Origin of the sequence: Klebsiella aerogenes KCTC 2190 (assembly GCF_000215745.1) — a bacterium.
Lineage (GTDB): Bacteria > Pseudomonadota > Gammaproteobacteria > Enterobacterales > Enterobacteriaceae > Klebsiella > Klebsiella aerogenes.
On sequence record NC_015663.1, the window covers coordinates 3,500,220 to 3,525,562 of the forward strand.

The window sequence follows — 25,343 nt, forward strand, 5'->3', positions numbered from 1 at the left end:
GATAACCCCGCTACGGCGGGGTTTTTACTGATCATGACTCCTGATTCCTGCTATTCTTGCCACAAACAGAGGAGGAGATTGTGATTTATCCTGTTGACCTGCACATGCATACCGTCGCCAGCACCCACGCCTATAGTACCCTGCATGACTATATTGCCGAGGCCAAACGTAAAGGCATTAAACTTTTTGCCATCACCGATCACGGCCCGGATATGGCCGATGCGCCGCACTACTGGCATTTCGTCAATATGCGTATCTGGCCGCGTCTGGTAGATGGCGTCGGCATTCTGCGCGGCATTGAAGCGAATATTAAAAATACCCAGGGTGAAATTGACTGTACCGGACCAATGCTGACCTCGCTGGATCTGATTATTGCCGGTTTTCATGAGCCGGTATTCCCGCCTCAGGATAAAGCCACCCACACTGAAGCGATGATTGCCGCGATTGCCAGTGGCGCAGTCCACATGATTAGCCATCCAGGCAATCCGAAATTCCCGATCGATATTCCGGCAGTAGCCGAAGCAGCGGCAAAGCATCATGTGGCGCTGGAAATTAATAATTCCTCTTTCCTTTCATCGCGTATCGGTAGTGAAGATAATTGCCGGGCAATCGCCGCCGCCGTGCGTGATGCGGGTGGTTGGGTGGCGCTGGGTTCGGACTCCCATACCGCCTTTACGCTTGGCGAATTTACCGAATGTCGCAAAATCCTCGACGCGGTGAATTTCCCGGAAGAGCGGATCCTTAACGTCAGTCCGCGTCGACTACTGAATTTCCTCGAATCACGCGGAATGCCGGCGATTGCGGAATTTGCAGACCTTTAATTTGAACCACTGGAACATATTGTATGAATGAATTTTCAATCCTCTGTCGCGTGCTGGGCTCGCTGTACTATCGTCAGCCGCAGGACCCGCTGTTGGTGCCGCTGTTCACGCTGATTCGCGATGGCAAGCTGGCCGCCAGTTGGCCGCTGGAACAGGATGAATTACTGGAGCGTCTGCAGAAGAGTTGTGATACCCAGCCGTTAACCGCTGATTACAACGCCCTGTTCGTTGGTGACGAATGTGCGGTCTCGCCTTATCGCAGCGCGTGGGTTGAAGGCGCCACGGAAGCGGAAGTCCGCGGTTTTCTCACTCAACACGGTATTCCTACTGGCGACGGGCCAACCGATCATATTGGATCCCTACTGCTGGCCGCATCCTGGCTTGAAGATCATGCCTCTGATGACGAAAGCGAAACGTTGGAAACGTTGTTTGCCGATTACCTCTTACCGTGGTGCGGCACCTTCCTCGGTAAAGTCGAGGCGCATGCGCAAACCGCATTCTGGCGTACCATGGCGCTACTCACGCGTGAAGCTATATCCGCCATGTGGGATGAGCTGCAGGAAGAAAACGACGAATAATTGTGATTTAAGTCACTTTTAGTGTGAAACAGCAAACTCACGCATTCATATTGTGTGTTCTGGATCGCATTTGGTTGCCGCGTATCTGCTATGATACGCGGCATGAACATACTCTTCGCAATCGCACTCACGACGGGCATTCTCTCCGGTATTTGGGGATGGGTGGCGGTCTCACTTGGCCTGCTGAGCTGGGCCGGTTTCCTCGGCTGTACGGCCTATTTCGCTTGCCCACAGGGCGGCCTGAAAGGGCTGTTGATTTCCGCCTGCACTGTCATGAGCGGCGTGATATGGGCGCTGGTGATTATTTACGGTAGCGCGCTGGCGCCGCAGTTGGAAATCCTCAGCTATGTGATGACCGGAATAGTCGCCTTCCTGATGTGTATTCAGGCGCGTCAGCTGCTGCTCTCTTTTGTTCCCGGAACCTTTATCGGCGCCTGCGCGACCTTTGCCGCGAGCGGCGACTGGCGCATTGTCGTACCATCACTGGCGCTGGGATTGGTCTTTGGCTATGCCATGAAAAACAGCGGGCTGTGGCTGGCGGCGCGAGCGGCAAAGAATAAGTCTCTGGCTAACGATAACGTCTGATTTTCTTCACATTTCCTCGACGACGGGAGTAAGCTTCCCGTCACTCACTACATGAAAGCCTTTTCGCATCAACCCCTCTTCGATTGTTTTTTCCTCTTAATGCAGACATTTTGAGCAAACAAACCATAATAATTTGATACCGTTTGCAAAAACGGAGAGAAAAAAGTATCAACGGGTACTTCATATATATACTGATTTTGTATGTAGTTGCTTGTATTCAACTGCGCTCATGGATGATTTGTAAGGTTTTTTTGACCGTTACGCAGAGGGGTTTTGCCGTGAAAAAAATGACTGGCGTACTACTTGCTACAGTTTGTTTCCTTCCCGCTTTATTGACTTTTTCAACTACCTCTAACGCCGCAAGCGGCGTGATTCGTTTCCACGGCGGCGTTGTCGAACCGCCTTGTAAAATTCGTTCTTCAGAAGATCAGGTCTCGATGGCTTGCGCTAAGCAGAAGTCAGTCACTTTTTCTGCCCAGCAGGTAGCCCGGGGAGATCTGCAACATGCCAATATCAAATCTACACAGTTCACCTTTATCAATCCCCAGCACACCAACGCTATTCTCGAAGTGAGTTATCGGTAATAGCAAGGCCCCTGCAGATCCAGCGGGGGCCTTCGCCGCGCCTCTCTCCTGACATTCTCACGCTGCTTTTTTGTAGCAAAATCAAGATGAATCGATTTTGTTAGCAAAAAGAAAACAAAAAGTAATATATTTGTATTTCATAACGCAATCATTGCCTTGCCGTATTCTGGCGGCGCAGTGCGCTCATGGATGGCCTGTTGCTTCTTTGCTATTAAACAGAGGAGACTGCCGTGATAAAAAAAATCCACACCTTCGCGATGCCATGTCTGATGTTGTCGTGCTTGTTTGGAGCAGTGCACGCCGCGCCGACCGACGGCGTTGTCGCCATTTATGGGCAGGTCGTCGATCCGTCCTGCGAAGCCAATAGTGTGGGCGAAAAGATTGAAATGGCCTGCCAGCAGCTGCCTACCCGGGCGCTTTCGCCCCAGGTGCTGACGACGGGAAATTACAGCAATGACGCCGTCCGTTCAGCACAATTAAAGTATATTGATCCGCAACATACCCGCGCTATCCTCGAAGTGAATTATCGCTAATTACTGCCCCTCAGGCTTCCGCCTTGGGGGCTATCATGCCATAGTAGACACCACGCTAAGTATGAAGACGTTTGCCGACAGGAGGGGGAAATGGTTGTTCAACCTGAGGTGGTTCTCGGCGATATTACGACGTTGCAGGTAGATGTTATTGTCAACGCGGCAAACCCATCGTTACTGGGCGGCGGCGGTGTTGATGGCGCCATTCATCGCGCAGCGGGCCCGGAACTACTGGCAGCCTGCAAAATAGTCCGCCAGCAGCAGGGCGAATGTCCGCCCGGGCATGCGGTTATCACCAGCGCCGGTAATCTACCGGCCAGCGCGGTGATTCATGCAGTCGGCCCCGTCTGGCACGGCGGTGACGAGCAAGAGGCCGAATTACTGACGGATGCCTATCGCAATAGTCTGTTGCTGGCGGCAGCCAATAATTATCGATCTATTGCTTTTCCGGCTATCAGCACCGGCGTATATGGCTATCCGAAACAGGCGGCGGCGGAAATTGCGGTGAAAACGGTGAAGGCTTTCCTCACCCGATATAATCCACTGGAACGAGTGTGCTTTGTCTGCTTTGATAACGAAACGGCGGAGATCTATCAGCGATTATTGCAGGCAGAATGAATCGCGGCACCGGCAGCACGCAGGCGCGCTGCCGGTTGCGGATTTTAGTTAACCGACACCGGCGCTTTCGCCGGTTTTTGCTGCGGTTTGCCTGAGAACAGGAAGCGCAGCAGAGGAATACGTAGATGGATTTCGTACAGCACCAGCGCAATGCCCACCACAAACACCAGTCCGGCGATAAAACCTAACAGATTCGATTTGATTATTGGCGTAATCCACGCCCCGTACAGCAGGGTGAGGGGATGATGCACCAGGTAGATAAACAGCGAGGCGTTGACGAAGTAAGTCACCCGAGCGGACTGGAAGTTGAGCAGGCGGTGGCCCAGCGAGAATACCACGTTCACCATCCACAGCCCAAGCACCATGGTAATCACCGATTCGGTTTCATACATCCAGCCATCGCCGGAACCATACTGCTGGTTAAGACGATAGGCGATAAAGCCCAGCAGTGCGCCGACAAAACACCAGGGTGATGAGGTGGTGAACATCGCTTTTAGCCGCGGGTTGATGAACGTCTGCGCGCCGAGAACAAAGAACGGCAGATAGAACAGGGTCTGCATAACGATGAAGTTAAACAGTCCGTTGCTGAGAATCGGCGGGTAAACGATAAAAATAGTGCGACGAATTACCGCATACAACACGCCAAGACCAAGGAAAATAAGCGATAATTGACCAAATGTGACAGTGTCACCAAAGCTGGCGGTCTGCGTTTTCCCTCGATTGGCCAGCCACTTAAACAGCACCACGCCGAGAGTGGTCAGCACGACCAGCACCAGCAGGAACCACAGATGAGAGATAAGCTCCCATGCCAGGGTGTTGAATTTGTCATAGCCGGAGAGCGTGTGCCAGTTTTGCGCTTTACCATTAACGTATTGCAGCATCAAGAATTGCGGCAAAGTCAGAAGTGGAATCGCGGTGAGCATCGGAATGCCAACGCGCTCTACGCGTACTTTCCACCATTTCTTTAGGGGATAGCGTAGAAACAGCATGTAAGAGAAGTAGCCGGAAATAACAAAGAAGACCTGCATGCGGAAAGCATGGATAAAGTCGTTGAACAGCGTTAACCCCCAGGAGGGTTCCAGGCTATTCACATGCCAGCTGTGGCTGGAGTAGATAAGCGAAATGTGAAAGGGTATCCCCAGCAGCATCAGCCAGGCGCGGATGCTGTCGAAGAAATATTCACGCTCTACTGGTGTTTTATTCATAAATTCACAACAATCTCAGACAATTCGTCTTATCACTCGTGGCGATAACGGTTACATTCCCAGCAACCCTACATGAACTCAGGGTATCTGTCTCCAGGATAAGTACGCAAAGTGCAATATGGGACAGAGAACTGTTTATTCCCTGGTCCGCTAAGCTGAACAATGCAGGGATTATGTTGTCGGATTGCCTGAGTTTCCATTAAAATAGATCGGATCGATTTAAGCACACAAAGGGGGAAGTGCTTACTTACTATGAAACATAAACCACAGATGATGAAAATGCGTTGGTTAAGCGCAGCCGTAATGTTGTCCCTGTGTACTTCATCTGCATGGGCATTCAGCATTGATGACGTAGCAAAACAGGCGAAAACGTTAGCCGGGAAAGGCTATGAAGCGCCGAAAAGTAACCTGCCCTCCGCCTTCCGCGATATGAAATACGCGGATTACCAGCAAATCCAGTTCAATCACGACAAAGCGTACTGGAATAACCTGAAGACCCCGTTCAAGCTGGAATTTTACCACCAGGGCATGTATTTCGACACGCCGGTTACTATTAATGAAGTGACCAGCACTAGTGTACGTAAAATTAAATATAGCCCGGATTATTTTAATTTTGGCAATGTGCAACACGATAAAGACACGGTGAAAGACCTTGGTTTCGCCGGTTTTAAAGTACTGTATCCGATCAATAGCAAAGACAAGAATGACGAAATCGTCAGCATGCTCGGAGCCAGCTACTTCCGCGTTCTTGGCCAGGGTCAGGTATACGGGCTTTCCGCCCGCGGCCTGGCTATCGATACCGCGCTGCCGTCAGGCGAAGAGTTTCCTCGTTTCCGCGAGTTCTGGATTGAGCGCCCGAAAGCGACCGATAAGCGCTTAACTATCTATGCGCTGTTGGATTCCCCGCGTGCGACCGGCGCCTATCGTTTTGTGGTTATGCCTGGGCGCGACACCGTGGTTGATGTGCAGTCGAAGGTCTATCTGCGTGACAAAGTCGGTAAACTCGGCGTGGCACCGTTGACCAGTATGTTCCTGTTTGGGCCGAACCAACCGTCGCCGACGACTAACTATCGTCCGGAACTACATGACTCCAACGGTCTGTCGATTCTTGCCGGTAACGGCGAGTGGATCTGGCGTCCGCTGAATAACCCGAAACATCTGGCCGTCAGCAGTTATGCGATGGAAAACCCGCAAGGGTTTGGCCTGCTGCAGCGTGGCCGCCAGTTCTCCCGCTTTGAAGATCTCGACGATCGTTACGACCAGCGCCCGAGCGCGTGGATCACCCCGAAAGGCGACTGGGGTAAAGGTAAAGTCGAACTGGTTGAAATCCCGACCAACGATGAAACCAACGACAATATCGTCACCTACTGGACCCCGGATCAGCTGCCGGAACCAGGCAAAGAGATGAACTTCAAATACTCCATTACCTTCAGCCGCGATGAAGACAAACTGCATGCGCCAGATAGCGCTTATGTGGTGCAGACTCGCCGCTCAACCGGTGATGTGAAGCAGTCTAACCTCATTCGCCAGCCAGATGGCACTATCGCTTTCATCGTTGATTTCACCGGCGCTGACATGAAAAAAATGGCGGCGGACACTCCGGTAACGGCGCAGGCGAGCATCGGCGATAATGCCGAAATCGTGGAAAACTCCGTGCGCTATAACCCGGTTATCAAAGGTTGGCGTATGACCCTGCGCGTGAAAGTGAAAGATCCGAAGAAAACCACGGAAATGCGTGCGGCGCTGGTCAATGGCGATCAGACGCTGAGCGAAACCTGGAGCTATCAGCTGCCTGCCAATGAATAAGATAACGAATTATATCGACGCATTGCCGCTGTCGGATGCTGAAAAGGCCGCATTACCTGATGCGAGCCTGCAAGCCGTACATGAAGCGCTTGACGCAGAGCATCATCATTTTCCGCGTGATGAAGATTCCCCGTTAGGATCGGTAAAAGCGCGGCTGGAGCATAGCTGGCCGGACTCTCTGTCCGGCGATCAGCTGGTGAAAGATGATGAAGGGCGCACGCAGCTTCATGCGATGCCGAAAGCGAAACGTTCCTCAATGATCCCCGACCCGTGGCGTACCAACCCGGTAGGCCGCTTCTGGGATCGCCTGCGTGGCCGTGACGTGACTCCGCGCTATCTCTCTCGCCTCACGCAAGAAGAGCGTGAAAGCGAACAGAAATGGCGTACCGTCGGCACCATTCGTCGCTACATTTTGCTGCTGCTGACGCTGGCGCAAACGGTAGTGGCCACCTGGTATATGAAGACCATCCTCCCTTATCAGGGGTGGGCGCTGATCAATCCATCCGATATGGTTGGCCAGGATCTGTGGGTCTCCTTCATGCAGCTACTCCCTTACGTGTTGCAGACCGGCATCCTGATCCTCTTTGCGGTACTTTTCTGTTGGGTCTCGGCCGGTTTCTGGACCGCGCTGATGGGCTTCCTGCAATTGCTGATCGGGCGTGATAAGTACAGTATTTCGGCATCCACCGTTGGCGACGAGCCGCTGAACCCGGAACACCGTACAGCGCTTATCATGCCTATCTGTAATGAAGATGTTGACCGCGTGTTTGCCGGCCTGCGCGCCACCTGGGAATCGGTGAAAGCGACGGGTAACGCTGCGCATTTTGACGTTTACGTGCTCAGCGACAGCTACGACCCGGATATTTGCGTTGCCGAGCAAAAAGCGTGGATGGAATTGATTGCCGAAGTGCAGGGTGAAGGCCAGATCTTCTATCGTCGCCGTCGTCGTCGTGTGAAGCGTAAAAGCGGCAACATCGATGATTTCTGCCGTCGCTGGGGTAGCCAGTATAGCTACATGGTGGTGCTCGACGCTGACTCAGTAATGACCGGCGAGTGCCTGAGCGGGCTGGTGCGCCTGATGGAAGCGAATCCGAATGCCGGGATCATCCAGTCTTCGCCGCGCGCTTCCGGTATGGATACCCTTTATGCGCGCTGCCAGCAGTTCGCCACCCGCGTGTACGGCCCGCTGTTTACCGCCGGGCTGCACTTCTGGCAGTTAGGTGAATCGCACTACTGGGGTCACAACGCCATTATCCGCGTGAAGCCGTTCATCGAACACTGCGCGCTGGCGCCGCTGCCGGGCGAAGGTAACTTTGCCGGCTCGATTCTTTCGCATGACTTCGTGGAAGCTGCGCTGATGCGCCGTGCGGGGTGGGGCGTTTGGATCGCCTACGATCTGCCTGGCTCCTATGAAGAGCTGCCGCCGAACCTGCTGGATGAACTGAAGCGTGACCGCCGCTGGTGTCAGGGTAACCTGATGAACTTCCGCCTGTTCCTGGTGAAAGGGATGCACCCGGTACACCGTGCGGTGTTCCTGACCGGCGTCATGTCCTATCTGTCGGCGCCGCTGTGGTTTATGTTCCTCGCGCTGTCGACAGCGCTACAGGTCGTGCACGCTCTGACCGAGCCGCAATACTTCCTGCAGCCGCGTCAGCTGTTCCCGGTATGGCCACAGTGGCGTCCGGAACTGGCTATCGCGCTGTTTGCCTCGACCATGGTACTGCTGTTCCTGCCAAAACTGCTGAGTATCATTCTGGTGTGGTGCAAGGGGCCGAAAGAGTACGGCGGCTTCTTCCGCGTGACGCTCTCCCTGTTGCTGGAGGTACTGTTCTCGGTGCTGCTGGCTCCGGTACGCATGCTGTTCCATACCGTGTTCGTGGTCAGCGCGTTCCTCGGTTGGGAGGTGGTGTGGAACTCACCGCAGCGCGATGATGACTCAACACCGTGGGGCGAGGCCTTTATGCGTCACGGTTCGCAGCTACTGCTGGGGCTGGTATGGGCGGTTGGCATGGCGTGGCTGGATCTGCGTTTCCTGTTCTGGCTGGCGCCTATCGTCGTGTCGCTGATCCTCTCTCCGTTTGTCTCGGCGATTTCCAGCCGCGCGACGGTAGGTCTGCGCACTAAACGCTGGAAATTGTTCCTGATCCCGGAAGAGTATTCGCCGCCGCAGGTACTGAAAGATACCGATGCTTACCTGACTTTGAACCGTCAGCGTTCGCTTGGCGATGGCTTTATGCACGCGGTGTTTAACCCATCGTTCAACGCTCTGGCGACGGCAATGGCTACGGCGCGTCACCGCCACGGCCGTATTCTGGATATCGCCCGTGAACGCCACGTTGAGCAGGCGCTGAATGAAACGCCTGATAAACTCAACCGCGATCGTCGGCTGGTGCTGTTAAGCGATCCGGTAACGATGTCGCGTCTGCACTATCGCGTGTGGAACGCCCCGGAGAAATACTCCTCCTGGGTGGGAGCGTATCAGCAGCTCACGCTGAACCCGCTGGCGTTGAAAACGAAGTAAGCCGTACGTTAAGGAAAATACCGGCAATTGTGCCGGTATTTTTTTGCCTGAGAGGAAGTGAATGAGAATATTTGTGCTTATCGCCATGACGCTGGTACTCAGCGGCTGCGGCAGCATTATTAGCCGTACGGTACCGGGGCAGGGCCATGGCAACCAATATTACCCCGGCGTACAGTGGGATGTTCGTGATTCAGCCTGGCGCTATCTGACCATTCTCGATCTGCCATTCTCGCTGGTATTTGATACGCTGTTACTACCGTTAGACGCCAGCCACGGCCCTTATGAGTAATTAACGCTCGTCCCACTCATCGGCTGCGGTCTGCCCCTCTTCGGTATCCAGGGAAGGCTCCAGCTGAAACTCGCCTTCATCCCATTCGTGTAGCGTATTTTCTTCCACCCATTCCTGGCGTAGCTCGATTTCGTCATAATCGCCGTCAAATACGCTCTGTGCCGCTTCGCCACTGAGCATGGCCAGGCACTCGCCTTCTTCATCTTCGCTGGCGAAGAATTCAGCCCGCCAGGCGATATCGCCATCCTGGAGAATATACTTCTGCATATTGAACTGTTCGATGTTGGCAGTTTCTTCATCGCTGTCGGGATTATCGGCCAAAAACTCTTCCCGGGCGGCGTCGATGGCCTCTTCGAGCGTGGCGTAGAAAACTGATTCCGTTGACATAGCTAACCCCCTAAGAAGAATGAAAAAGGAACACGTTTCAATCTATAGAAGGCGGTTAGTCTGGCGTCAAGGCAGAGAAGCGCTGAAGCGCTTAATTTACCGAACGTTTACCCGAGCCCCCGTCATCCGCTGAAGCGTCGTGCCGTGGGCGGCGCAGACTGATGGTCGAGTAAAAAGCGTTAAACAGGACGACGCAGGCGGTGACGAGGAACACGGCGCGGAAGCCGTAGTTGGCCGAGACCGAGGCGCCGATTAACGGGCCGGTGACGTTGCCGATATCGCGAAACGACTGGTTATAGCTGAAGATACGTCCCGAAATCTGGCTGGTGGAGTTGTACACCAGCAGGGTTTGTACGGCGGGTAACAGCGCGCCGTCGGCGGCACCAAGCAAAAAGCGCAGAATGCCTAGCTGCAGCGGCGTCTGAACGAATGACATCGGGATCAGTAATAGCACGGAGATAACCAGAGCAACTATCAGGATCTTTTCCGGCCCAATGCGATCGCCGAGCTTGCCTAAACGTGGCGCGCTCAATAGGGCGGCAATGCCGGGTACGGAAGCAATCATGCCGCTAATAAAGGCGATATTACTGACGTTACCTGCCAGGTCGCGCACGTAGAGCGTCAGGATCGGCGCAATGGAGCCGGTAGCGACCTGGATAATCAATGAGGTGACGAACAAGCTCAGCACCAGTTTAGGATTCTTAAGCGAACCGAAAACGTCCCTGGCATTGAGCATCTCTTTTTTGTTCACCGGAACAAAGTTTTCGCGGATTAAAAACAGGGTGAACAGGAAGCAGATAAACAGCACCGTGGCGGTCATAAAGAAGACGGTGCGCAACCCCCAGTGGTCGGCAAGGAAACCGCCAGCCAGCGGGCCGAGCAGGGCGCCGCTTACCGCGCCGGTTGAAAGCGTTCCTAGCGCCCAGCCGCTTTTCTGACGGGGGATCTGGGTGGCGATCAGCGCATTGGCATTGGGAATAAACCCGCCCAGTAAACCCAGCAACGCGCGCAGGATCAGGAATTGCCAAATGTTCTGCGCCATGCCCATCAGCATCATGACGATAGCCATCCCCAGCGCCGAACGCAGCAGCATAATCTTACGCCCTTTACGGTCGGCTAATCCGCCCCAGAACGGCGAGGCAACGGCGGAAAAGAGGAAGGTTATGCTAAAGACCAGCCCTGACCACATATTCAGCGCGCTATGGCCGGTGACGCCCAACTGTTCGACGTAGAGCGGCAAAAAAGGCATCACGAGGCTAAAGGCGGCGCCGGTTAAAAAGCAGCCAAGCCAGGTGACGGTAAGATTTCGTTTCCAGTTAATAGGTGTATCAGCAGACGACATAAGGTCTCACTGGCCCGCGGCGCGGGTCAAAATAAAGGAAAATATGAGCCTGCTAATTATGCGCCTGAGAAATGGTTGTCGCAATGGAGCATAGCTTTTAAAGCTAAAGGAGTATTTAAGAGGACTGGCGGTAGAATTTATCCGGGCAGAGAACCGCCCGGATAGTGAGTCAATCAGTAGCGCGAAGGCACGCCTTCCGGACGGGTTTTAAAGCGGCGATGCAGCCACATATATTGCTCTGGCGCCATCAAAATGCACTGTTCGACGATTTTGTTCATCCACGCGGCGGTGGTTTCTGCGTTTTCCAGAGGCGGATCGCATTCCGGCGGCAGCATGATGAGCTCATAGCCTTTGCCATTCGGTTTGCGCCGTGGGACGAATGGCACAATGCACGCTTTAGACATTTTCGCCAGCATCCAGGTCCCGGAAGTGGTGGCGGCCTGCTCGACGGCGAACAGGGGGGCGAAGACGCTGGCGGTCGGGCCGTAGTCATGGTCCGGGGCATACCAGACCACTTCGCCTTTTTTCAGCGCGCGGATCATGCCTTTGAGATCTTTACGGTCAATCATATCTTTGTTGGAACGCAGGCGGCCCCAGGTCTGCAGCCAGTCGATAACCGGGTTGTCATTCGGGCGATAGACGCCGATACCGGGTTGGTTCATGCCGAACATGCGCGCACCCATTTCCAGCGTCAGGAAATGAATGCCAATCAGCAGGATACCGCGGTTTTGTGCCTGCACGTCGCGGACATGTTCAAAGCCGATGGTGTCTGTCCAGCGCGCAATGCGTCGGGTTGGCCAGAACCATGCCATCCCGGTTTCCATCAGGCCCATGCCGACGGACTCAAAGTTTTGTACTACCAGTTGATGACGCTCCTGCTCGCTCTTCTCAGGAAAGCAGAGCTCAAGATTGCGATAAGCGATTTTTGCGCGGCGTTTCATAAAACGCATCGCCAGACGACCAATGGCATTACCGAGACGGTAGATAACCGGATAAGGGAGTTGGACAACTAACCACAACAGGCCTATGCCCAGCCAAAGCAGCCAGTAGCGCGGATGGAGCAGCGCGGCGGAAAATTTCGGTAAATGGGTCATTTCATACCTGTCTGATTAAACAACGCGTTCTATTATCGCATTTTTTTCCGCTACCGCCAAAAGCAGTCTCCGGCTGAAGCCGATTGTTAACGGCTGAAAACCGCGTGGATGAAATGTAGCGTAAAATGTAGGGATGTAAATTAACGGTGTTTGCTATATGATGCCCGCCGTTTATTTTACTCATTTCCTATGTCGAGCAGGTACACCATGCCAGTGTTACACAACCGCATTTCAAATGAGACGTTAAAGGCGCAGATGCTGGCTGAGACCGAGCCGCGCACGACGATCTCGTTCTATAAATATTTCACTATCGTTGACCCGAAAGCGACCCGCGACGCTCTGTGGCTGGCGTTGACTAAGCTGAACGTCTTTGGCCGCATCTATCTGGCCCATGAAGGTATCAATGCGCAGATCAGCGTGCCGGAAAGCAAGGTCGCAGCGCTGCGTGAATTTCTCGATAGCTTCGATCCGGCGCTAAAGGGGTTACGTCTGAACATCGCGCTGGATGATGACGGTAAATCCTTTTGGGTCCTGCGCCTCAAGGTCCGCGACCGCATTGTGGCCGACGGTATTGATGACCCAACCTTTGACCCCTCTGATGTGGGCGAGTATCTGAAAGCGGCGGAAGTGAACGCGATGCTGGACGATCCGGACGCGGTATTCATCGATATGCGTAACCATTATGAGTACGAAGTCGGTCATTTTGAGAACGCGATGGAAATTCCGGCGGATACCTTCCGCGATCAATTGCCGAAAGCGGTTGAGATGATGCAGGAGTACAAAGACAAGAAGATTGTCATGTACTGTACCGGCGGTATTCGCTGTGAGAAAGCCAGCGCCTGGATGAAGCATAGCGGTTTCAATAAGGTGTGGCACATCGAAGGCGGGATTATCGAGTATGCGCGCCGCGCCCGTGAACAGGGATTGCCGGTACGCTTTATTGGTAAGAACTTTGTCTTTGACGAAAGAATGGGCGAGCGTATTTCTGATGATGTGATTGCCCACTGCCATCAATGCGGCGCACCATGCGACAGCCACACCAATTGCCTGAACGACGGCTGCCATTTGCTGTTTATTCAGTGCCCGGCTTGTGCCGAGAAATTTGCCGGTTGCTGCAGCGAAGCCTGTATGGAAGAGCATAAACTACCGGAAGAGGAGCAGCGCAAACTGCGGGCGGGGCGAGAGAATGGCAATAAGATTTTCAATAAATCCCGTGGTCGTCTTAATACCAAATTAGGTATCCCGGATCCCGACCCGTCAGTAAAACCATAACCAGATGAGGTCGATTACTGCTAGCAGCAGCCACAGCGCGAGATAAATCATAAAGTGCTCGCGCACATTGTTGACTAACCAGTGATACAGGCGACGCATAAACGTTCTCAATCAATAAACGGCCTCCATTGAGGCCGTTTCGTTTTATGGCTGGCTATTATTGTGAAAATCGCGCTAGCGAGAAGGGAGTCAAATCAAACTCCGTCGTTTCACCTTGCGCAAATTGCGTCGCAATTTCGCCAAGTACCGGGGCAAATTTGAAACCGTGACCGCTTAAACCGGTAATGAGTAATGTGTTGTCGTGACCGGGAAGGGTATCAATGATGAAATCTTCATCTACCGTATTATCGTACGTACAGGAGGCGCCGTGCAGGCAGCCGCCAATTCCGGGCAGCACGTTGCGCAGGAAGTTGAACGACTCAGACCCATCGCTGGCGACAGCGCCAAACGGTTTCCGCTCGCCCGGTTCGGAAATCAGCTGGCCGCCATTGTGTTTGCCGATCTTCAATTCGTTGTCTTCCGCCGGGAAGCCATAATACTGATCGCCATTCGGTAGTTCGCCGGTGAAAGCAGGGAAGTTATTTTTCGTGCTATAGCGACCATCGGCCTGGAACCAGGCGAAGACTTTACGTACCGGTTGAATGGGCAGTTCCGGCAATAATTTCGTTACCCAGGTTCCGGCGCTGATCAGCAGTTTTTTGCCATTGTAACTGCCGTCAGCGGTATCGATGGTCACGCCATCGGCATGATGATGGATCGCGGTCACCGGACAGTTGAAGAGCTGGGCACAACCCGCCTCACGCGCCAGCCGGATCCAGGTTTCAACCGCCAGTTCGCTGCGTAACACGCCGGAAGCCGGCTCAAAAATTGCCCGATAATCTTGTGGGATACGAATCTCCGGCCAACGCTTCATGACAGCTTCAGCGTCCAGTTCCTCTACGTTAAGCTTAAACTGACGCGCGCTGTGGGCCACGTTATTGAGAAAATCGGAGCTGGCCGGGCCCAGGTTAATGACGCCGGTTTTTTCGAATACGGCCTCGCCGCTGTCTTGCGCGAATTCGTCCCATAGCTGCTGGGCACGTAGCACCAACGGTACGTATTTTTCGCCCTCGCCATAAGCGTGACGAATCAGACGCGTGTTGCCATGGTGGCTGCCTTCCTGATGCGGCGGTTTGTGGGCATCGGTCATCAGGACATTCAGACCGGCGCGACGGGCGTAATAGCCAGCGGCAGCGCCAACGGAGCCGCTACCGATAATGATGAGGTCGTATTGCATGGTGAGTTCCGGGTTATTGTTTTATTAGCAGGGTAATTAACATCTGCCGGATGTACAAGCGCGAAAAATAATTCAGGCACCCGCAGGTGCCTGTTCAGTGAATATTTAGACATCATCGGTGATGCTAATGTCTGCGATACTCATTTGCCTGGTAATCGCCAGATTCTATCTTCGCTATTCCTGCTTCCAGAATAGAAATAAACTGACGTGCGACGTCCGTCGTTAGCCATAGCGTCTGGCCAATTTCTGCTTCTTTATCGCTTTCTTGGGTGGGGTTTTGGTAGTGCAGGCGCAACATCAGCGCATCGTAGCTATCAACGGTGCTGATGTCCCATCCGACGAGGGGATGGGTCTGGATGACTTCATTATTCTTTTCCATCATAACCCCTTATTCATATGTTAAAAGACAACAATTCTCGAGGTTTAATGCTTGTTTTCTGAAGCAGGTTAATTATATCAGCAGTTAAGTACAAACTCGAGAAAATAAATAAATAGCGACAAATTTTGCGCTGATTGGCGGTTTTTTGCGCGAGTTTCGTCCTGGGTCTCATTATTTTTTAAGGAATTTATCAGGATATTAAGGAAAGTCTTAGTTATAAGCGGAGATAAAAAAGCCGGGGCGACCCGGCAAAAAAAAGCACAATGAGGGAGCAAATTGATTTTGCGTAAGCAGACCCGGAGGCTTAGTCGTGGATAAACCAGTCGTCGGCGCTTTCCCAGGTTTCCTGCAGGATTTCGCTAATCCGGTCTTTGTCTTCTTTCAGGCCACCGATGACAGATAAATTATTGCCGGCGGCATAACGTACCGTGACCTGGTTTTCACGTTCAGGGTAATAGTGAGCGATACGCTTAGCGAGTTCGTTATTCAGCGCTTCCAGCGCGCCGTTGGGTAAGGCTGTGGTTTTGGCAATTGACACTTCGATGCGCATAATGGCCCCCTGGGTAATATACTGTTTATTTATACAGTAACGCTTGCACATTTACAACAGGGGGCAAAAAACTTTATTTTTTCATCGTCCAGCGCACGGTTTCGCCAGCCAGGAACGGTATCAGCGTATCGCCAGGAAGGGCGATGCTTTCGGCGACGGTACTCTCTTCGCGTACCAGTTCAACGTAGCTTTCATTCACCGGCAGGCCGTAGAAACGCGGGCCATTCAACGAGCAGAAAGCCTCAAAATGTTCCAGCGCATTCATCTCTTCAAAGACGGTGGCGTAACTACCAAGCGCGGTCGGGGCATTGAAACAGCCCGCGCAGCCGCAACTGGCCTCTTTACGGTGGCGTGCATGCGGAGCGGAGTCGGTGCCGAGGAACGTGCGACTGAACCCGCTGGCGACCAGTTCACGCAGCGCCTGCTGGTGGATATTGCGCTTGAGGATCGGCAGGCAATATAGATGCGGGCGAATACCGCCAACGAGCATATGGTTGCGGTTAAACATCAGATGCTGCGGCGTGATGGTGGCGGCCAGCAGTTCGTTGCCGTCGCGCACGTATTCAGCGGCATCTTTGGTGGTGATATGTTCGAAGACCACTTTTAACCCCTGCAGCCGTTTGCGCAGCGGTTCCATCACTGTCTCGATAAAGCGCGCTTCGCGATCGAAGATATCGATATCAGCATGGGTAACTTCGCCGTGCACCAGTAGCGGCATGCCCAGTTTTTCCATCCGTTCCAGCACCGGCATAATGGCATCGGTGCTGGTCACGCCGTGACTGGAGTTGGTGGTGGCGTTTGCCGGGTAGAGCTTGGCTGCGGTGAACACGCCTTCATGGAAACCGCGCTCCAGTTCGTCCGGGTCGAGCGTGTCGGTCAGGTAGCAGGTCATCAGCGGAGTGAAATCATGCCCGGCGGGAATCGCATCGATGATGCGCTGGCGGTAAGCAATAGCAGCAGCGACGGTCGTTACCGGCGGTACCAGATTCGGCATCACGATCGCCCGGCCATAAAACTCACTGGTGTAAGGCACGACGGTTTTCAACATATCATCATCGCGTAGATGGATATGCCAGTCGTCAGGGCGGCGGATTTTCAATACCTGGGGTTGTGCTGTCATGGAAGGCTCCGGCTAATTGGTTCAGTCATCAGGGCTGTTTTTTGCCGGGCACTAAGGATAAGCGTAAACGTTTTCCTTTGCACTCATTTCCGTAAAAAATTAAGGGCGCCATATTCAGCGCCCTTATTGTTTAATCAGTGAAGGGGATGATTATCTCGCCCGGTTTCACTTCAATGCCTTTAGCGTATTTCTTCGCTAAGGCTTCACCGGTGCTGGCATCTTCACGCAGAACGTAGGCTGGTTGCTGATTGAAATAGCTGCGCAGCGACTGATTCAGATAAGGGATCAGCGTCTGTACCACGGAGGTGAGCTTTTCCGGCTTAACTTTCGCATCGACGACTTCCATTTCACGCAGATAAATCGCGCCTTGCTCTTTATTGAACACCGGCAGCGCTTTGAGCTTCAGGTCGATGGTCGCTTTCTGATTTCCAAACAGCGAATTCAGATCCAGATTAGCGGTTCCGCTCAACGACACCTTGTTCGGCTCTTCACGACCAATGGCGCTGGTCAGGTTTTGCAGCTCAATGTGCGCATCCGCTACGCCAGGCAGGCCGATATCTTTAGCGAAGTGATTACGTTTCTGCAGCGCCTGGTTAATCTCCTGCTCGCTAACGGAGTATTGCGTAAGCTGGTTACATCCGCTCAGAAGGCCGCTGACAATCAGCGCGGCCGCGATCAACATCTTTTTCATTGGGTTCCTTAACGTCATGCCATAGCTAATCCTGACACAAAGCAGCATGGTCTGCTAGCCCCGCTTGTACTAGCGGAAAATGCTGAAAAAAAGGATTACCACTTTGGCTGATTGTCAGGTGCGCGGTTCCAGCATGCCGGAAGCCGACCGTTTCTGGCTAAACTGCCACCATAGCGCAATGAAAGTTGCAAAGCCGATAATGCCCAGCATCAGCCACGGTAGTTCAGGTTGATTAAGCACTTTACCTGCATCAAACAGCCAGCCGCCGCCGGCATACCCCAGCGCGCCGCCAAATGCCAGACCAAGGCGGCTGAAACCCATATAGCTGCCGCGAGCGCGGGCATCAGCCAGTGAAGCGCCCAGCGTTTCGCGCGCAGGTTCGGCAATGATCGAGCCGATATAGAAAATACAGATTAAGGTAAACAGCTGCTGTAGCGTGCTGGTTAAGCCAATCGGCAGCATCGCCGCCGTCATCACCAGCAAACCCGCCATCAGACGATGCTCGAGGCGAAAACGTTTCTCGCTCCAACGGGCGATGGGATACAGCAGCGTCAGGGAGATTGTTGCCTCGATGGCATACATCCATTTCACCGCCGCCGGAGAACCCGCAATATCGTTAACCATAATCGGCAGCATGAGCATCACCTGCACGGCCAGCATGTAGTAACCGGTCAGGGTCAACACGTAAGTGACAAAGCGCTTATCGCGTAACACCAGCCCCAGTCCTTCGCGGATCGGTGTTTTGACCGTCGAGAGTTTCCATGCCGGCAGATACCAGGCGTTAAATGCGGCACAGGCAATAAAGAGCGCTGCCCCTGCGCTGCACACCAGACGGAAATCGTACTGTAATAGCCAACTGCCGAGAAGGGCGCCGATGACCGCGCCGGCGCTATCCTGCATCATCAGGATAGAGAAGAAACGACCACGTTGATGCGGGCGCACCAGTTTGACCACCAGCGCCGCTCGCGGCGGGTCGAACAGGGTGCCGCCGAGACCAGACAAAATGCATGAGAGCCAGAGCACCCAGGGCTCATGGGCGACGGCCATCGCCGCGAAACCGCCGGCGCGCATCAGCATGCCGGTGACGATCATCGGTTTGGCGCCGAAACGATCGGCAATCGCCCCACCGAAGATGCCTAAACCTTGTTGCACCAGCTGACGTAGACCGAGGGCGATACCGACCATCAGCGCCGCCCAACCCATTTGGTCGACAAAACGGATCGATATCAGTGGGAATACGACAAAAAAGCCGAGCACAACCAGCATGTTATCGACTAACAGGAAATATTTACCCAGGCTCCTTGCCTGCGATACGCGGGACATTTCCCCTCCAGGGAAAAAGAAAGATAAGCTTAGATATTCTGCGGGGGCGGCGGTTATTTTCCCAGCATACTGGCGACAATATTTTTTTATCAAAAAGCAAGATCGATTGAGCCTATTCATCGAAAAATGGAGATGGTGCAGAAAATGGTATGTTGCTGTTTTCCCACCTTCACTCAGGGAAGGTATAGTGAAAGATATTAGTTTGGGGCAGGGAACAGGAGTGAGGAATGTTTGGCTATCGCAGTAACGTACCCAAGGTGCGTTTGACGACGGACCGGCTGGTGGTGCGGCTGGTTCACGATCGTGACGCCTGGCGTCTGGCCGATTATTACGCGGAAAACAAGGGGTTCCTGAAACCCTGGGAGCCGGTGCGCGATGAAAGCCACTGTTATCCTTCCGGCTGGCAGGCACGATTATCGATGATTACGGAGTTTCATAAACAGGGTTCGGCCTTTTATTTCGCGCTACTCGATCCTGATGAGAAAGAGATTATTGGCGTAGCGAATTTCTCAAATGTGGTGCGTGGTTCATTTCATGCCTGTTATCTCGGCTATTCCATTGGTGAAAAGTGGCAAGGGCAGGGGCTGATGTTTGAAGCGCTGACCGCGGCGATTCGCTATATGCAACGTACGCAGCATATTCACCGTATCATGGCCAACTATATGCCGCATAACAAACGCAGCGGCGATCTGCTTGCCCGGCTCGGGTTCGAAAAAGAGGGTTACGCAAAGGACTACCTCCTCATTGATGGGCAATGGCGAGACCACGTATTGACGGCGTTAACGGCCACTGACTGGACACCAGGGCGCTAAGGAGAAAACATGAAATATCAGCTAACCGCGCATGAAGCGCGCATCATTGGTTGCCTGCTGGAGAAGCAGGTGACCACGCCGGAACAATATCCGCTATCAGTGAATGCTGTGGTTACCGCCTGTAACCAGAAAACCAACCGTGAGCCGGTAATGTCGCTGGCGGAAAGCGACGTCCAGGATTTGCTGGATGAGCTGGTCAAACGCCACTACCTGCGTACGGTAAGCGGTTTTGGCAACCGGGTGACCAAATATGAACAGCGCTTCTGCAATTCGGAATTTGGCGATCTCAAATTAACGGCGGCGGAAGTCGCCATTGTCACGACGCTGCTGCTGCGCGGTGCGCAAACGCCAGGCGAGCTGCGTAGCCGCGCGCAGCGGATGTATGAATTCCGCGACATGGCCGAGGTGGAAAGCACGCTCGACAATTTGGCCAGTCGTGAAGACGGTCCTTACGTCGCGCGCCTTCCGCGCGAACCGGGTAAACGCGAAAGCCGCTATATGCACCTGTTTTGTGATGACATGGATTCGCTCATCACCGTGGTCGAGGCGGTGTCGCCGCCGAATGACGATTTGCAGGCGCGCGTTGAGGCGCTGGAAAGTGAAGTCGCTGAGCTCAAAGTACGCCTTGATTCACTACTGGCTCATTTAGGAGAGTAACCGTGACGGCGAAATTACGTGTTGGCGTGGTTGGACTTGGCGGCATTGCGCAAAAGGCATGGCTGCCGGTGCTGGGCGCCGCTGATGGCTGGACGCTGCAGGCCGCCTGGTCGCCAGGAAAAGAGAAAGCGTTACGCATCTGCGAAACCTGGCGTCTGCCCTATGCCGACTCTCTGGATGCGCTGGCGGCGCAATGTGATGCGGTATTTGTCCATACCTCAACCGCTTCACATTATGAAGTGGTTCATCATCTGCTGAATGCAGGCGTTCATGTTTGCGTTGATAAGCCGCTGGCGGACAAGCTCAGCGAAGCCGAATCATTGGTTGAACTGGCGGCACGTCGGCGTTTAACGTTAATGGTGGGCTTCAATCGCCGCTTTGCGCCGTTGTATCGTGAATTGAAAGCGCATCTCAATGACGCGGCGTCATTGCGCATGGATAAGCACCGTAGCGATAGCGTGGGCAAAGAGCTGCGCTTTACCCTGCTGGATGATTATCTGCATGTTGTCGATACCGCGCTGTGGCTGGCGGGAGATAAAACGCGGGTGGACGGTGGGGTCCTGCAAACCACTTCTCAAGGGGAAATGCTCTACGCCGAGCATCACTTCAGCGCGGGGCAACTGCAGATCACCACCAGTATGCATCGTCGCGCGGGAAGCCAGCGTGAGTGGGTGCAAGCGGTGACCGATGGCGGACTGTATGAGGTGTGCGATATGCGCGAGTGGCGTGAAGAGCGGGGCAGCGGTATCCTGCAGCGCCCGGTGCCCGGCTGGCAAACGACGCTTGAGCAGCGTGGATTCGACGGCTGCGCGCGGCACTTCATTGAATGCGTGCAAAATCAGACGGTTCCGGAAACCGCCGGCGAGCAGGCGCTTTTAGCCCAGCGGATCGTGGAAAAGCTCTGGCGCGAGGCGATGAGCGAATAACTGGTTGTAACAACTGACAGTAGTAATTCATTGCGAACCCGGTAGACTATCGCCACTTTCCAGCGCCCGCTTTTGCGGGCGTTTTACTCCATGGGTTGTGGAATAAGACAGTAATGAATCTATTAAAATCATTAGCGGCAGTCAGCTCGATGACCATGTTCTCGCGCGTACTGGGGTTCGCCCGCGATGCTATCGTCGCGCGTATTTTTGGCGCCGGGATGGCGACCGACGCCTTTTTTGTGGCCTTCAAACTGCCAAACCTCTTGCGGCGTATTTTTGCCGAAGGCGCCTTTTCTCAGGCGTTTGTGCCGATTCTCGCTGAATATAAAAGCAAGCAGGGCGAAGACGCGACGCGGGTGTTCGTCTCCTATGTTTCCGGGCTGTTGACGCTGGTTCTGGCGCTGGTCACGGTGGCGGGGATGCTGGCGGCGCCATGGGTGATTACCGTAACCGCTCCGGGCTTTGCCGATACGCCGGATAAATTTGCCTTAACCACCCAGCTGCTGCGTATCACCTTCCCCTATATTTTATTGATTTCGCTGGCGTCGCTGGTGGGGGCGATCCTTAACACCTGGAACCGCTTCTCGGTTCCCGCGTTCGCGCCGACCTTCCTCAACGTCAGCATGATTGGTTTTGCCCTGTTTGCCGCGCCTTATTTTCATCCGCCAATGCTGGCGATGGCTTGGGCGGTCACGGTTGGCGGTATCCTGCAACTGGCGTATCAACTGCCGCATCTGAAAAAAATCGGTATGCTGGTTCTGCCGCGGGTTAACCTGAAAGATGCCGGGGCGATTCGCGTGGTTAAGCAGATGGGGCCGGCGATCCTCGGCGTCTCTGTCAGCCAGATCTCGCTGATTATCAATACCATTTTCGCTTCCTTCCTGGTTTCAGGTTCGGTCTCCTGGATGTATTATGCCGACCGTCTGATGGAGTTCCCCTCCGGCGTGCTGGGCGTGGCGCTGGGCACCATCCTGTTGCCATCGTTATCAAAAAGTTTCGCCAGCGGCAATCACGATGAGTACTGCCGACTGATGGATTGGGGGCTGCGTCTGTGCTTCCTGCTGGCCTTGCCAAGCGCGGTTGCCTTAGGCATTCTCGCCAAACCGCTGACGGTATCGCTATTCCAGTACGGTAAGTTTAACGCTTTCGATGCGGCGATGACGCAACGCGCTCTGGTGGCTTATTCGGTTGGACTGATGGGGCTTATCGTCGTGAAGGTGCTGGCGCCGGGCTTTTACTCGCGCCAGGATATCAAGACGCCGGTTAAAATCGCCATTGTTACTCTGATAATGACCCAGGTGATGAACCTGGCGTTTATTGGCCCGTTGAAGCATGCCGGCTTGTCGCTGTCTATTGGTCTGGCTGCCTGTCTGAACGCCGCGCTGCTTTACTGGCAACTGCGTAAGCAGAAAATCTTCACGCCGCAGCCGGGCTGGTTCGTCTTCCTGCTGCGTCTGGTCATCGCGGTGCTGGTCATGGCCGCAGCGCTCGTCGGCGTGATGTATCTGATGCCGGAATGGTCGCAGGGGACGATGCCGTTCCGCCTGATGCGTCTGATGGTAGTAGTGGTCGCCGGCGTAGTCGCCTATTTCGCGACATTGCTGCTGCTCGGCTTTCGCCTGAAAGAGTTTGCCCGCCGCACGATTTAAATTCACCGTAACGTCGGGCCTGATTAACCCGTTCCGCCATGCGGAGCGGGTTTTTTTATCTCACGGCGCGTTCTGCGGCCTGTAGACGAGCATTTTCCAGCAGGCGGATAATCAGAGCAATCGCGCCGCTGCTCACCGCCAGAATCACCACACCGTTCCAGCCAGCCAGCACGTACAGTTTACTTCCCAGCACCGATCCCAGAGCCATTCCGATGAAGACCACGGTAAATAGCAAGGCGTTAAGCCTGCCGCGGGCCTGGGGCTCCAGGCTGTAAACCAGGTTTTGATGCGCCACCAGGCTCGACTGCAGACCAAGGTCAAAACCGATAGCCGATAACGCAATCAGCGCCAGTTGGCCGTGTACCGGCAACGCGGGCAGTAGCAACATCAGGGCAAAGGAGACGGTGACTAACGCCGCGCCGAGCTGGGTGACTCTCCCCGCGCCAACTTTATCCGCCAAACCGCCTGCCAGCGGTGCCGCCAGGGCGCCTGCTGCGCCAGCGATACCGAAGCCGCCGGCGACCGCGCTACCCATCTGGTAATGTTCGGCGAGCATCACCGCCAGCGTCGACCAGAACGCGCTAAAGGCGATAGACAAAAAGCCCTGGGCGAATGCCGCGCGGCGCAGCGCGGGATAGCGCTGCCACAAATGGGCCATTGACTTCAGCAACTGCGGATAACTGAGGGTAGAGTGGATCTCAAAACGCGGCACAACACGCCACATTAACAGGCCGATAAAGGCGATACTGACTGCCGCAGCCTGGTACATGACCCGCCAGCCAAATAGCGCGCCGACCAGCCCGCTGACGGTACGTGAAAGCAGGATCCCCAGTAGCAGGCCGGTCATCACCGTACCGACCATCTTCCCCTGTTTGCCCGCCGGCGCCAGAATCGCCGCCGCCGGGACAATATCCTGCGCCATGGTCGCCGCCATGCCAATCAGCAGGCTGACGACCAGTAGCGAGGTAAGCTGACCGGTCAGGCTGCAGAGTAGCAACAGTACCGCCAGCACGGCGCTTTTCAGCAGGATAAGCGTTCGGCGATCGTGGCGATCGCCGAGCGGCAGCAGAAATAATATTCCCAATGCATAGCCAGCCTGGGTCAGGGTGGGCACCAGCCCCATTCCTTCAACGCTGAGATGCAGGTTGGCGCCGATTAACGGCAGCAGCGGCTGGGCGTAGTAGATGGATGCGACGCTGAAGCCAGCGCCGAGCGCGAGAATAAAAATAACCCAGCCGGCCTGGCGGGGGGATAAAGGAAGCGGTGTCATGGTAGTGCCCTCGTAAATGCGTTGGCGCTATTGTTCCCTGAAGCAGACTGGCGCGGAAGATAGGGTAGTGGTAAAACGGTTATACGTAGCACGTATAGGCAAAATATAAATGAAGAAACAAGAGCGTATAGATCGGATTGAGCTGATGCGGACCTTTATTCGCATCGTCGAAGCGGGTTCGCTCTCGGCGGCGGCTCTGCAGATGAGTACGACTCAGGCGACCGTCAGCCGACGTTTGCAGTCGCTGGAGACGTTACTTGGCGCGAGGCTTATTCTGCGCACGACCCATGCGATGAAACTGACCGATGACGGCGAGCGCTGTTATCAACATGCGCGGCGGCTGGTGGACAGCTGGCTGGCGCTGGAAGATGATTTGCGCATCGAGGAGGACCGGCCGGTTGGCGTGCTGCGGGTGCGGGCGCCGCACGCTTTTGGCCAACAGCAGTTGCTGGGTCCGCTGGTGAGTTTTCTGCAGCGATATCCCGAGCTCTCCGTTGAGTGGATGCTGAATGATAAAACCGTCGATTTTCTTAGCGATAATATTGATTGCGCGATCCGCGTTGGCGCGGAAGTCGATCCATCAACGGTATCGGTACTGTTGGCTGTGGTTCCTCGCAGCCTGGTGGTTGCGCCTGAGCTATTGGCGCGCCATCCGGAACTCAGCGAACCGCAGGCGCTCTCCGCGCTGCCATGGGTCGCTATCAGCACCTTTTATCAGCATGAAGTCACGCTACAGCATCAGGTGGACGGGCAGTTGGTGAGTTTCCCGATTGTCCCTTGTCTGAGTACCGATAGCGTCTACGTTGCGCGTAACACCGCCCTGGCGGGGCTGGGGGCGGCAATTGTTTCCAGTTGGGCGGTGGAGGAGGATATTGCGGCAGGCAGGCTGATTGAGCCGTTTGCGCAGTGGCGGGCTTCGCCGCTGCCGGTGCATCTGGTTTATCCCTGGGCGCGCTATTATCCGACGCGGCTACGCAAGTTTCTCGATTTGATGCGCGAAGTGATGCCACAGGTGGCGGGGATGCAGCGCCCGGACGAGAAGAAATAAAAAAACCGGC

At 54.4% G+C, this 25,343-nt stretch carries 27 protein-coding genes; 15 read left to right on the forward strand and 12 right to left on the reverse strand.

The features are described 5' to 3' along the window. The first annotated feature begins 83 nt into the window (after positions 1–83). From EAE_RS16480 to ymdB, 6 genes are all read left to right on the forward strand, one after another. Complete coding sequence (locus EAE_RS16480; protein ID WP_015367224.1) at positions 84–821, forward strand: phosphatase; 738 nt, start codon at positions 84–86, stop codon at positions 819–821. A 23-nt stretch (positions 822–844) separates the two neighbouring features. Next, positions 845–1,399, forward strand: coding sequence for a TorD/DmsD family molecular chaperone (locus tag EAE_RS16485; protein ID WP_015705018.1), 555 nt, complete (start codon positions 845–847; stop codon positions 1,397–1,399). A 102-nt stretch (positions 1,400–1,501) separates the two neighbouring features. Further along, complete coding sequence (locus tag EAE_RS16490) at positions 1,502–1,984, forward strand: DUF1097 domain-containing protein (RefSeq protein WP_015705019.1); 483 nt, start codon at positions 1,502–1,504, stop codon at positions 1,982–1,984. 287 nt (positions 1,985–2,271) lie between these two features. Then, positions 2,272–2,568 carry a fimbrial assembly protein gene (locus EAE_RS16495; RefSeq protein ID WP_223575861.1) on the forward strand — a complete coding sequence of 99 codons (297 nt, stop codon included), beginning with the start codon at positions 2,272–2,274 and terminating at the stop codon, positions 2,566–2,568. Positions 2,569–2,798: 230 nt separating this feature from the next. Continuing rightward, positions 2,799–3,101: a type 1 fimbrial protein gene (locus tag EAE_RS16500; protein WP_015705021.1), complete on the forward strand. Its 303-nt coding sequence runs from the start codon at positions 2,799–2,801 to the stop codon at positions 3,099–3,101. A gap of 90 nt (positions 3,102–3,191) precedes the next feature. Then, entirely contained in the window at positions 3,192–3,716 is a 525-nt protein-coding gene (gene ymdB, locus EAE_RS16505; RefSeq protein ID WP_015705022.1) for an O-acetyl-ADP-ribose deacetylase, read from the forward strand. A gap of 44 nt (positions 3,717–3,760) precedes the next feature. Here ymdB and mdoC read toward each other — a convergent pair whose 3' ends face one another. Then, positions 3,761–4,921: a glucans biosynthesis protein MdoC gene (gene mdoC / locus EAE_RS16510; RefSeq protein ID WP_015705023.1), complete on the reverse strand. Its 1,161-nt coding sequence runs from the start codon at positions 4,919–4,921 to the stop codon at positions 3,761–3,763. 252 nt (positions 4,922–5,173) lie between these two features. On the opposite strand from mdoC, the gene mdoG reads away from it, so the two are divergent. The 3 genes from mdoG to EAE_RS16525 all read left to right on the forward strand — a co-directional run bounded on the left by mdoG (position 5,174) and on the right by EAE_RS16525 (position 9,537). Further along, complete coding sequence (gene mdoG / locus EAE_RS16515; RefSeq protein WP_015367217.1) at positions 5,174–6,727, forward strand: glucans biosynthesis protein MdoG; 1,554 nt, start codon at positions 5,174–5,176, stop codon at positions 6,725–6,727. Further along, positions 6,720–9,248: a glucans biosynthesis glucosyltransferase MdoH gene (gene mdoH / locus EAE_RS16520; protein ID WP_015705025.1), complete on the forward strand. Its 2,529-nt coding sequence runs from the start codon at positions 6,720–6,722 to the stop codon at positions 9,246–9,248. Before mdoG ends, mdoH begins: the two co-directional genes overlap by 8 nt. Before the next feature lie 61 nt (positions 9,249–9,309). Beyond that, complete coding sequence (locus EAE_RS16525) at positions 9,310–9,537, forward strand: YceK/YidQ family lipoprotein (RefSeq protein WP_015367215.1); 228 nt, start codon at positions 9,310–9,312, stop codon at positions 9,535–9,537. Here the strand turns inward: EAE_RS16525 and EAE_RS16530 are convergent, their stop codons facing one another. The 3 genes from EAE_RS16530 to EAE_RS16540 all read right to left on the reverse strand — a co-directional run bounded on the left by EAE_RS16530 (position 9,538) and on the right by EAE_RS16540 (position 12,360). Then, entirely contained in the window at positions 9,538–9,924 is a 387-nt protein-coding gene (locus EAE_RS16530; protein ID WP_015705026.1) for a MysB family protein, read from the reverse strand. It lies immediately after the preceding gene. Between the two features lie 91 nt (positions 9,925–10,015). Continuing rightward, complete coding sequence (mdtG, locus tag EAE_RS16535; protein ID WP_015705027.1) at positions 10,016–11,266, reverse strand: multidrug efflux MFS transporter MdtG; 1,251 nt, start codon at positions 11,264–11,266, stop codon at positions 10,016–10,018. Positions 11,267–11,439: 173 nt separating this feature from the next. After that, on the reverse strand, positions 11,440–12,360 hold the full coding sequence (locus EAE_RS16540) for a Kdo(2)-lipid IV(A) acyltransferase (protein ID WP_015367212.1): 921 nt from the start codon (positions 12,358–12,360) through the stop codon (positions 11,440–11,442). A gap of 207 nt (positions 12,361–12,567) precedes the next feature. Between EAE_RS16540 and trhO the strand changes: the two genes are divergently transcribed. After that, complete coding sequence (gene trhO / locus EAE_RS16545; protein ID WP_015705028.1) at positions 12,568–13,632, forward strand: oxygen-dependent tRNA uridine(34) hydroxylase TrhO; 1,065 nt, start codon at positions 12,568–12,570, stop codon at positions 13,630–13,632. Here trhO and EAE_RS16550 read toward each other — a convergent pair. The 7 genes from EAE_RS16550 to mdtH all read right to left on the reverse strand — a co-directional run bounded on the left by EAE_RS16550 (position 13,618) and on the right by mdtH (position 18,971). Continuing rightward, positions 13,618–13,731, reverse strand: coding sequence for a YceO family protein (locus tag EAE_RS16550; protein ID WP_015367210.1), 114 nt, complete (start codon positions 13,729–13,731; stop codon positions 13,618–13,620). The genes trhO and EAE_RS16550 overlap by 15 nt on opposite strands. Positions 13,732–13,789: 58 nt before the next feature. Beyond that, on the reverse strand, positions 13,790–14,908 hold the full coding sequence (gene solA / locus EAE_RS16555; protein WP_015705029.1) for an N-methyl-L-tryptophan oxidase: 1,119 nt from the start codon (positions 14,906–14,908) through the stop codon (positions 13,790–13,792). A gap of 124 nt (positions 14,909–15,032) precedes the next feature. After that, positions 15,033–15,287 carry a biofilm formation regulator BssS gene (gene bssS, locus EAE_RS16560; protein WP_015367208.1) on the reverse strand — a complete coding sequence of 85 codons (255 nt, stop codon included), beginning with the start codon at positions 15,285–15,287 and terminating at the stop codon, positions 15,033–15,035. Between the two features lie 304 nt (positions 15,288–15,591). Next, the gene (gene dinI, locus EAE_RS16565) at positions 15,592–15,837 is read right to left on the reverse strand and encodes a DNA damage-inducible protein I (protein ID WP_015367207.1); all 246 of its coding nucleotides are present in this window, start codon (positions 15,835–15,837) and stop codon (positions 15,592–15,594) included. A 73-nt stretch (positions 15,838–15,910) separates the two neighbouring features. Beyond that, complete coding sequence (gene pyrC / locus EAE_RS16570; protein WP_015705030.1) at positions 15,911–16,957, reverse strand: dihydroorotase; 1,047 nt, start codon at positions 16,955–16,957, stop codon at positions 15,911–15,913. Positions 16,958–17,087: 130 nt separating this feature from the next. After that, positions 17,088–17,648 (reverse strand): lipoprotein, encoded by a 561-nt coding sequence (locus EAE_RS16575; RefSeq protein ID WP_015705031.1) that lies wholly within the window; start codon positions 17,646–17,648, stop codon positions 17,088–17,090. A gap of 114 nt (positions 17,649–17,762) precedes the next feature. Next, a complete protein-coding gene (mdtH, locus tag EAE_RS16580) occupies positions 17,763–18,971 on the reverse strand; it encodes a multidrug efflux MFS transporter MdtH (protein ID WP_015367204.1) in 1,209 nt (402 codons plus the stop codon). Positions 18,972–19,198: 227 nt separating this feature from the next. Here mdtH and rimJ point away from each other — a divergent pair, with 227 nt between their 5' ends. The 4 genes from rimJ to murJ all read left to right on the forward strand — a co-directional run bounded on the left by rimJ (position 19,199) and on the right by murJ (position 23,015). After that, positions 19,199–19,783 carry a ribosomal protein S5-alanine N-acetyltransferase gene (gene rimJ / locus EAE_RS16585; protein WP_015367203.1) on the forward strand — a complete coding sequence of 195 codons (585 nt, stop codon included), beginning with the start codon at positions 19,199–19,201 and terminating at the stop codon, positions 19,781–19,783. A 9-nt stretch (positions 19,784–19,792) separates the two neighbouring features. Beyond that, positions 19,793–20,440, forward strand: coding sequence for a YceH family protein (locus tag EAE_RS16590; protein ID WP_015367202.1), 648 nt, complete (start codon positions 19,793–19,795; stop codon positions 20,438–20,440). Between the two features lie 2 nt (positions 20,441–20,442). After that, complete coding sequence (locus tag EAE_RS16595; protein ID WP_015705032.1) at positions 20,443–21,366, forward strand: Gfo/Idh/MocA family protein; 924 nt, start codon at positions 20,443–20,445, stop codon at positions 21,364–21,366. A gap of 113 nt (positions 21,367–21,479) precedes the next feature. Continuing rightward, positions 21,480–23,015 carry a murein biosynthesis integral membrane protein MurJ gene (gene murJ / locus EAE_RS16600; RefSeq protein ID WP_015367200.1) on the forward strand — a complete coding sequence of 512 codons (1,536 nt, stop codon included), beginning with the start codon at positions 21,480–21,482 and terminating at the stop codon, positions 23,013–23,015. A 55-nt stretch (positions 23,016–23,070) separates the two neighbouring features. Here murJ and EAE_RS16605 read toward each other — a convergent pair whose 3' ends face one another. Continuing rightward, positions 23,071–24,285 carry an MFS transporter gene (locus EAE_RS16605; protein ID WP_015705033.1) on the reverse strand — a complete coding sequence of 405 codons (1,215 nt, stop codon included), beginning with the start codon at positions 24,283–24,285 and terminating at the stop codon, positions 23,071–23,073. Between the two features lie 109 nt (positions 24,286–24,394). Between EAE_RS16605 and EAE_RS16610 the strand changes: the two genes are divergently transcribed. Next, a complete protein-coding gene (locus EAE_RS16610) occupies positions 24,395–25,333 on the forward strand; it encodes a LysR family transcriptional regulator (RefSeq protein ID WP_015367198.1) in 939 nt (312 codons plus the stop codon). Positions 25,334–25,343 lie beyond the last annotated feature (10 nt).

What these genes read in the sequence shown, in the direction of transcription:
- EAE_RS16485 (WP_015705018.1), top strand. Translation starts at nt 845, where the DNA reads ATGAATGAATTTTCAATCCTCTGTCGCGTGCTGGGCTCGCTGTACTAT.
- EAE_RS16490 (WP_015705019.1), top strand. Translation starts at nt 1,502, where the DNA reads ATGAACATACTCTTCGCAATCGCACTCACGACGGGCATTCTCTCCGGT.
- EAE_RS16495 (WP_223575861.1), top strand. Translation starts at nt 2,272, where the DNA reads ATGACTGGCGTACTACTTGCTACAGTTTGTTTCCTTCCCGCTTTATTG.
- ymdB (WP_015705022.1), top strand. Translation starts at nt 3,192, where the DNA reads ATGGTTGTTCAACCTGAGGTGGTTCTCGGCGATATTACGACGTTGCAG.
- mdoC (WP_015705023.1), bottom strand. Translation starts at nt 4,921, where the DNA reads ATGAATAAAACACCAGTAGAGCGTGAATATTTCTTCGACAGCATCCGC.
- mdoG (WP_015367217.1), top strand. Translation starts at nt 5,174, where the DNA reads ATGAAACATAAACCACAGATGATGAAAATGCGTTGGTTAAGCGCAGCC.
- mdoH (WP_015705025.1), top strand. Translation starts at nt 6,720, where the DNA reads ATGAATAAGATAACGAATTATATCGACGCATTGCCGCTGTCGGATGCT.
- EAE_RS16525 (WP_015367215.1), top strand. Translation starts at nt 9,310, where the DNA reads ATGAGAATATTTGTGCTTATCGCCATGACGCTGGTACTCAGCGGCTGC.
- EAE_RS16530 (WP_015705026.1), bottom strand. Translation starts at nt 9,924, where the DNA reads ATGTCAACGGAATCAGTTTTCTACGCCACGCTCGAAGAGGCCATCGAC.
- mdtG (WP_015705027.1), bottom strand. Translation starts at nt 11,266, where the DNA reads ATGTCGTCTGCTGATACACCTATTAACTGGAAACGAAATCTTACCGTC.
- EAE_RS16540 (WP_015367212.1), bottom strand. Translation starts at nt 12,360, where the DNA reads ATGACCCATTTACCGAAATTTTCCGCCGCGCTGCTCCATCCGCGCTAC.
- trhO (WP_015705028.1), top strand. Translation starts at nt 12,568, where the DNA reads ATGCCAGTGTTACACAACCGCATTTCAAATGAGACGTTAAAGGCGCAG.
- EAE_RS16550 (WP_015367210.1), bottom strand. Translation starts at nt 13,731, where the DNA reads ATGCGTCGCCTGTATCACTGGTTAGTCAACAATGTGCGCGAGCACTTT.
- solA (WP_015705029.1), bottom strand. Translation starts at nt 14,908, where the DNA reads ATGCAATACGACCTCATCATTATCGGTAGCGGCTCCGTTGGCGCTGCC.
- bssS (WP_015367208.1), bottom strand. Translation starts at nt 15,287, where the DNA reads ATGGAAAAGAATAATGAAGTCATCCAGACCCATCCCCTCGTCGGATGG.
- dinI (WP_015367207.1), bottom strand. Translation starts at nt 15,837, where the DNA reads ATGCGCATCGAAGTGTCAATTGCCAAAACCACAGCCTTACCCAACGGC.
- pyrC (WP_015705030.1), bottom strand. Translation starts at nt 16,957, where the DNA reads ATGACAGCACAACCCCAGGTATTGAAAATCCGCCGCCCTGACGACTGG.
- EAE_RS16575 (WP_015705031.1), bottom strand. Translation starts at nt 17,648, where the DNA reads ATGAAAAAGATGTTGATCGCGGCCGCGCTGATTGTCAGCGGCCTTCTG.
- mdtH (WP_015367204.1), bottom strand. Translation starts at nt 18,971, where the DNA reads ATGTCCCGCGTATCGCAGGCAAGGAGCCTGGGTAAATATTTCCTGTTA.
- rimJ (WP_015367203.1), top strand. Translation starts at nt 19,199, where the DNA reads ATGTTTGGCTATCGCAGTAACGTACCCAAGGTGCGTTTGACGACGGAC.
- EAE_RS16590 (WP_015367202.1), top strand. Translation starts at nt 19,793, where the DNA reads ATGAAATATCAGCTAACCGCGCATGAAGCGCGCATCATTGGTTGCCTG.
- murJ (WP_015367200.1), top strand. Translation starts at nt 21,480, where the DNA reads ATGAATCTATTAAAATCATTAGCGGCAGTCAGCTCGATGACCATGTTC.
- EAE_RS16605 (WP_015705033.1), bottom strand. Translation starts at nt 24,285, where the DNA reads ATGACACCGCTTCCTTTATCCCCCCGCCAGGCCGGCTGGGTTATTTTT.
- EAE_RS16610 (WP_015367198.1), top strand. Translation starts at nt 24,395, where the DNA reads ATGAAGAAACAAGAGCGTATAGATCGGATTGAGCTGATGCGGACCTTT.